Origin of the sequence: Candidatus Accumulibacter vicinus (assembly GCF_000584955.1) — a bacterium.
GTDB classification, from domain to species: Bacteria; Pseudomonadota; Gammaproteobacteria; order Burkholderiales; family Rhodocyclaceae; genus Accumulibacter; species Accumulibacter vicinus.
This window is the reverse complement of record NZ_JDSS02000021.1, coordinates 291,007-297,381: the sequence shown is the minus strand read 5'-3', so window position 1 is coordinate 297,381 and position 6,375 is coordinate 291,007. Positions and strand designations below refer to the sequence as shown.

Genomic DNA, 6,375 nt, shown 5'->3' with positions numbered 1-6,375 from the left:
CGTTGGCGGCAGCGACCGCGCGAACCGCCGCCGGTCTGCCGATCGCTGCCGCCTGCTGGCCATAGCTGCGCGTCTGTCCGTAAGGGATCCGGGTCAGCGCGAGCCATGCCGCTTGCTGGAAGTCGCTTCCCACGGGCGCCAGCCTGATCTCGAACCTTCGTCGCTGACCGGCGAAGTATTCGGTCAGTTCCTGCCGCAACTGCAGGAACACCGGCAGTTGCGGCGAATCGAGCCAGGGCTCGGCGGGCGCGGGCGGATGCTTGCCGCCAAGGATATGCAGGGCAATGATCGCGTCGTTGGCGGCCAGGGCCAGCAGGCGGCCGACCGGCGAGTCGAAATGCGTCGAATGAGTCGTCATGCGGTTTTCTCCTGAGCGTTCCACAGGTGCATCAGCGCATAGCTGCGCCAGGGTCGCCACGGCTCGGCGATCGCTTCGGCTGCGCGCCAGCCGCGGGCGGTGTTCGGCAGGCCGAGCGCCTTGAGCAATCCGACATCGTGCGGCGGCCACGCATCCGGCCAGGACAGCGCCCGCATCGCGATGTAGTGTGCCGTCCACGGGCCGATGCCCTTGATCGACTGCAGGGCGGCGCAGCTCGACTCGAGGTTCGCGTCGGGCGACAGGTCGAGTTCGCCGGCGACCATTTTTTGCGCCAGGGCAATCAGCGCATGCGCACGTGCGGCAACGATGCCCAGGCGGATGAGTTCGGCCGGCCTCAGGGTCGCCACCCGACTGGCCGTGGGAAAGGCCACATTGAGGTCGGTGAAGGGGGGCGTGACCTCGAATTCGATCGGCTCGGCGAAAGCGGCAACGAAGCGCGTCGCCAGCGTGCGTGCCGCGGCGACCGTGATCTGCTGCCCGAGGACGGCGCGCACCGCGAGCTCGAAGCCATCGAAGGCTCCGGGCAGGCGCAGGCCGCGCGATCCCTGCGCGAGCTGGCCGAGCGCCGCGCCGATTTCCCAGGGGTCGGCGTGCACATCGAAAACGCGTTTGACCTGGCTCAGCACACCTGCGATCACCGGCGCAAAGGCCGGCGACAGCGTCACTTGCAGCGCATTCCTGTGCGCCTGGTCGGCCACTTGCAGCCAACCGCAGATGGCCTCCTGCCCATCGCTGCGAACGTAACGCAGGATGCGTCGATAGCTGCCGTCGCTGACCGCCTCGATGCCCGCGATGGCACGCTGCTCAAGAAAGGCGAGCAGCGCCGGCCAGTCCAACGGGGCGCGATACGCCAGGCTGAAGGTGAAGCAGCGCGCGTTTTCGGCGACGGCTGCGCTCGCTCCGCCCGCCTCGGCCAGGGTGTGACGCAAGCGCGTCGGCGCAAATCCATAGCGCTCCGAAAACAGCGCATTCATCCGGCGAACACTGGAAAAACCGCTGGCGAAAGCCACCTCGGCGACCGGCAGGGCCGTATCGGTCAGCAGTCGCTTGGCCAGCAGCAGGCGATGCGTTTGCGCATACTGCACCGGCGACACCCCGAACTCGGCCTGAAAAATCCGCCGCAAGTGCCGATCGGTGACGCCGACACGCGCGGCAATGACGTGCAAAGGGTGATCCGCATCGCCTTTGGCGGTTCCTCCACCGATCCCCGCGATGGCGTCTTCGATGAAGCGCGCCGCGGTCTGTGCCAGCTTTGCACTCGCCTCGCTGGCGGCGAATCCGGGCGCGAGTTCCGGCCGGCACTTCAGACAAGGCCGATAGCCGGCTGCTTCGGCCGCCGCTGCGCTGAGGTAGAAACTGCAGTTCTCGAAGCGCGGCAACTTCACCCGGCAGATCGGCCGGCAGTAGATTCGCGTCGAGGAAACGCCGACAAAGAATCGGCCATCGAAGCGTGTGTCATGCGCCTTCATCGCCTGGTAGCAGGCAGCCGGGGTGAACCGGCCAGCATGGGCTTGCATCGTTGCGGGGTGGTCGTTGGCTTCAGGCATGCGGCCAGTCTAGCGGCAAGCGTTCAACGAGGCTGGCCGTTTTCGGACATTCAATTACCCGCTCGGAACGGGCAGACCGGGCAGCCCGTCCCTTCGATACAATGGCAGCCTCCAACTTTCTCCAGCGGGGACCGCCATGACTCAGGACGAACTCAAGAAAGCCGTCGCTCGCGCGGCGATCGGGCAGGTGATCGAGGGAGAAATCGTCGGCGTTGGGACGGGCTCGACCGCCAACTGCTTCATCGATGAGCTGGCCCGGATTCGGGACCGGATCCGGGGGGCGGTGGCGAGTTCGGAGGCGACGAGGAAGCGACTCGAGGAGCACGGCATCGTCGTCTTCGAACTCAACGATGTGGCGTATCTGCCGGTCTATGTAGACGGCGCCGACGAGATCAACACGGCGATGCAGATGATCAAGGGCGGCGGTGGCGCGCTGACGCGCGAGAAGATCGTCGCTGCCGTCGCGCAAAAATTCGTCTGTATTGCCGATGCGTCGAAACTGGTGCCGGTCCTGGGCGGTTTTCCGCTGCCCATCGAAGTCATCCCGATGGCGCTTGGCCATGTCCGGCGCGAACTCGCGCGGATCGGCGGCAAACCACAACTGCGCGAAGGTTTCGTGACCGACAACGGCAACCTGATCCTGGACCTCGGCGGACTCGTGATTGCCGATGCCGTCGAACTGGAAAGCCGCATCAACCAGATCGTCGGCGTGGTCAGCAACGGCCTGTTCGCCCGCCGTCCGGCGGATGTCTGCCTGCTCGGTACGGCTGCCGGAGTGAAGATGCTGACCGCCGACCGAAGGGCCGAAGCCGGACCGCACGAGCCGACCGTTCAGTCGCCGTCAACCAGCGCGACTTCTCAGGTGCGAGGCGGCACGTAGCCCTGCACCTGGTCGGCGCCGCTGCCGAAGAAATGCCTCTCCATCTGCTCGGTCAGATACTTGCGATGCGCGGCATCGGCCAGGTTGAGGCGGTTCTCGTTGATGATCATGGTCTGCATGCGCACCCATTGCTGCCATGCTTCCTTGGCGACCGATTCAAAAATCCGCTTGCCCAGCTCACCGGGGACCGGGGGGAAATCAAGACCTTCAGCCTCGCGGCCGAGTTTGACACAATTGACCATTCTTGCCATTCAAAACACTCCTTAATACCTACTAAATACCTTGGGAAATTTCGCCGAGGCGAACCTGAATGTGAAAGTCGCTGCAGCGGCTCACGAATCCGACCCTCTGCCGGAAGCCTTACAGTTCCTTCATCAATACGATCGAGCGGCGTTGCAGGTTATAGACCAGCCGTTTTTCGGCCGGCAACTCGTCAATCGGGCGGACGCTGAAACCCCGTTCCTTGAACCACTGCGAAGTCACCGTGGTGAGGACAAACAGACGCCTGACACCGGCTGCACGCGCCTGCGTCTCGATCCGCTTCATCAGCAGCGCACCATAGCCCCAGCGACGATAGTGCGGATGCACGGCCAGGCAGGCCAGTTCGGCCTGGCCCTCGCCGTAGGGGTAAAGTGCGGCACAGCCGACAATCACGCCGTCGTGTTCAACCACCGAGAATCGTGTGATCTCACGTTCGAGCAACTCGCGCGAGCGACGTACCAGCGTGCCATCCTCTTCGAGCGGCTCGATCAGCGCCACCAGGCCGCCGATGTCGTCTGGCCCGGCGTCATGCAACTGCTCCAGCGATTTCTGGGTGATCACCGTGCCCACGCCGTCGTGCGTGAAGAGTTCGCGCAGCAGCGTGCCGTCCTCGTCGTAACCGATCAGGTGCACACGCCCGACGCCGGCCCGGCTGGCCCGGACCGCACAGGGCAGGTAGCGCTTGAGGTCGGTCGACAACCAGTCGCCGAGACTGATCAACCTTTCGGCGGCCTCGACGGTCAGTTCATCGAGCAGGGCGCCGTCGATGTCGGTAGCGCCCCGGCTGTCGCTCAGAAAGATCAGCTTGTCGACAAGCAGCGAGGTGGCGACCGCCTCGGCCACCTCCTCCATCGCCAGATTGAAGATTTCCCCGGTCGGGCTCGACCCGATGCACGAAAGCAGGACGATGTTGCCAAGGGTGAGTTGCGCACGAATGCCCTCGGCGTCGAGCTTGCGCACCTGCCCCGAGTATTGCAGATCGACGCCATCGACGACCCCGACCGGCTTGGCGGTAATGAAATTGCCGCCAACGACGCGAATCGTGCTGTTGGCCATCGGCGTATCGGCGAGACCCTGCGAAAGCAGGGCCTCGATTTCGACATAGATGCTGCCCACCGCGTCGATCACGCAGGCGATCGCCTTGGCATCGGTGACGCGATAGTTGCCATGGTAGACCGACTGCAGGCCGCGTTCGCGCATCAACTTCTCGATCTGTGGCCGTGCGCCGTGCACCAGCACCAGGCGCACACCGAGCGCGGCCAGCAGGTTCACGTCATAGGCCAGCGTACGTGCCAGCTGTCCGGCGATCGCCTTGCCGCCAAAGGCGATCAGAAAGGTCTTGCCGCGAAAGAGATTGACGTACGGCGCGACCGATCGGAACCAGGCGACGAACTGGCCAGCCCTCAAGTCCTTGGACATCTCAAACGACGGGTCGGGCCTTCTCTTCGCTCTCGACGGCTTTCGCCTCTTTGGCCGCCCTCGCCTTCTCGGCCTTCAACGCATGCGCACGCTGGGTTTTCGACTGCTTGGCATGCTCGGTCTTCGACGCGTGTTCGTGCTCCTCCCTGGCGTCCGTCTCCTTCGTCACCTCGGTCTTGGGGGCTTTCATCGGCTCGACCTTGAGTTCTTTCTCCAGACGCTCGCAGATCGTCCGCAGAACCTTGATCCGGGCAAACAACTTGTCGTTGGACTCGACGATCGTCCACGGCGCGGTGCCGGAACTGGTCCGGTCGATCATGTCGCAGACCGCTTCGTGGTAGGCTCCGGCCTTCTCGCGGTTGCGCCAGTCTTCCTCGGTAATCTTGAAGCGCTTGTGCTCGATCTTGGCGCGTTCCTCGAAGCGTTTGAGCTGCTCATCGTCGCTGATCTGCAGCCAGAACTTGACGACGATGCCGCCAGCATGCCAGAGGTCATGCTCGAAATCATTGATCTCCGAATACGCACGCAACCAGTCCGCCTCGCTGCAGAACCTCTCGACCCGTTCGACAAGCACGCGCCCATACCAGGTGCGGTCAAAAATGGCCACGCGTCCGAGCCGCGGCATGTGCCGCCAGAATCGCCACAGATAGGGTTGGACACGCTCTTCTTCGGTGGGCGCGGCGATCGGAAAGATCTGATACTGGCGTGCATCCATCGCCGACATCACCCGCCGGATGGCACCGCCCTTGCCGGCCGCGTCCGCACCTTCAAAGGCGAGGATCAGGGCCCGCTTCTGGAATTCGGGGTGGCGCATCAGTTCCGCCAGACGCCCCTGCCAGGTCGCCAGTTCGGTCTCGTACACCTTTTTCGTCAGGCTTTGCGTCATGTCCAGCGAACTCAGCACGTCGAGACGGTCGATCCGAGGCGAGAAGGGCGGGGCCACCGGCGAATTCTGGTCGCGCTTGTCAGCCAGCCGCTTCTGCAGCGAATCGAGGATCGTCTTGCCAACGGTCAGCGAACGATAACGGTCGTCGGTTCCCTCGACGATGATCCACGGCGCCCAGGGGGTGTTCGTCGTGCGCAACAGGTGACCGGCCACTTCCTGCATCTTGTCGTAGGTCTTCAGGCGATCCCAGCTGGTCTTGGTGACCCGCCAGCGGGTCAGCGGGTTTGCCTCGATCGCTTTCAGGCGCTCGCGCTGTGCGTCCTTGGAAAGGTGAATCCAGAATTTGAGCACCAGCGCACCCTCGTTGACCAACATCGCCTCGAAGCGATTGAGCTGGTCCATGCGCTGATCGAAGTCGGATCGCGAGAGGCTGTTGCTGATCCGCTCGGCGATCGGATGCGAATACCATGATCCGGCGAAAATCCCGATTCGCCCTTTTGGTGGCAGCGCCCGCCAGTAACGCCACATCGAGGGGTGCGCGCGCTCTTCGGCTGTCGGCGCATAAAAAGCGTGTGTCGAGAGGTAACGAGGATCCATCCATTCGTAGAGAACGTTGATGGTTTCACCTTTCCCGGACCCGTCGACGCCACTGATCAGGATGATCACCGGAAAACTGGCGTTCTCGCGCAACTGGTACTGCGTTTCGAGCAGCGCTGCGCGCAACTTGGGCTCCTCCGCCTTGAATGTTTCCTTGTCGATCTTGTGTCCCAGTTCTGCTGATTCAAACATCCGTCGCCTCCTTTTTCAAGTCACCCCATAAAAACTGGATTGCTGCCAGAGCAGCCAGACCAGCGGTTTCGGTACGCAGGATACGCGGCCCGAAACGCACCGGCAGAAAACCGGTCAGAGCCGCCAACTGCGCTTCCTCGGGCGCGAGACCGCCCTCGGCACCGATCAACAGTTCAACCCACCCACCCGCTGGCGGTGCCGGCAGCTTGGCCAG

At 63.6% G+C, this 6,375-nt stretch carries 7 protein-coding genes; 1 reads left to right on the top strand and 6 read right to left on the bottom strand.

Translation table 11 applies throughout. From position 1 onward, the window contains the following. Positions 1-358: methylated-DNA--[protein]-cysteine S-methyltransferase (locus tag CAPSK01_RS10300; protein ID WP_034925942.1), on the bottom strand; the 358-nt coding region annotated here is incomplete at its 3' end. Continuing rightward, positions 355-1,926, bottom strand: coding sequence for an AlkA N-terminal domain-containing protein (locus CAPSK01_RS10295; protein ID WP_273703459.1), 1,572 nt, complete (start codon positions 1,924-1,926; stop codon positions 355-357). The genes CAPSK01_RS10295 and CAPSK01_RS10300, both read right to left, overlap by 4 nt. A gap of 136 nt (positions 1,927-2,062) precedes the next feature. Between CAPSK01_RS10295 and rpiA the strand changes: the two genes are divergently transcribed. Further along, positions 2,063-2,806 carry a ribose-5-phosphate isomerase RpiA gene (rpiA, locus tag CAPSK01_RS10290; protein ID WP_273703458.1) on the top strand — a complete coding sequence of 248 codons (744 nt, stop codon included), beginning with the start codon at positions 2,063-2,065 and terminating at the stop codon, positions 2,804-2,806. Here the strand turns inward: rpiA and CAPSK01_RS10285 are convergent. The 4 genes from CAPSK01_RS10285 to CAPSK01_RS22600 form a co-directional block, all read right to left on the bottom strand. Continuing rightward, positions 2,785-3,057, bottom strand: coding sequence for an oxidative damage protection protein (locus tag CAPSK01_RS10285; protein WP_034925940.1), 273 nt, complete (start codon positions 3,055-3,057; stop codon positions 2,785-2,787). The genes rpiA and CAPSK01_RS10285 overlap by 22 nt on opposite strands. 109 nt (positions 3,058-3,166) lie before the next feature. Then, positions 3,167-4,486 carry an amino-acid N-acetyltransferase gene (gene argA, locus CAPSK01_RS10280; protein ID WP_034925938.1) on the bottom strand — a complete coding sequence of 440 codons (1,320 nt, stop codon included), beginning with the start codon at positions 4,484-4,486 and terminating at the stop codon, positions 3,167-3,169. Position 4,487: 1 nt separating this feature from the next. Then, on the bottom strand, positions 4,488-6,161 hold the full coding sequence (gene pap, locus CAPSK01_RS10275; protein WP_034925937.1) for a polyphosphate:AMP phosphotransferase: 1,674 nt from the start codon (positions 6,159-6,161) through the stop codon (positions 4,488-4,490). Beyond that, positions 6,154-6,375 (bottom strand): RsmE family RNA methyltransferase (locus CAPSK01_RS22600; RefSeq protein ID WP_273703457.1); only part of this gene is annotated, 222 nt, incomplete at its 5' end. The genes CAPSK01_RS22600 and pap, both read right to left, overlap by 8 nt.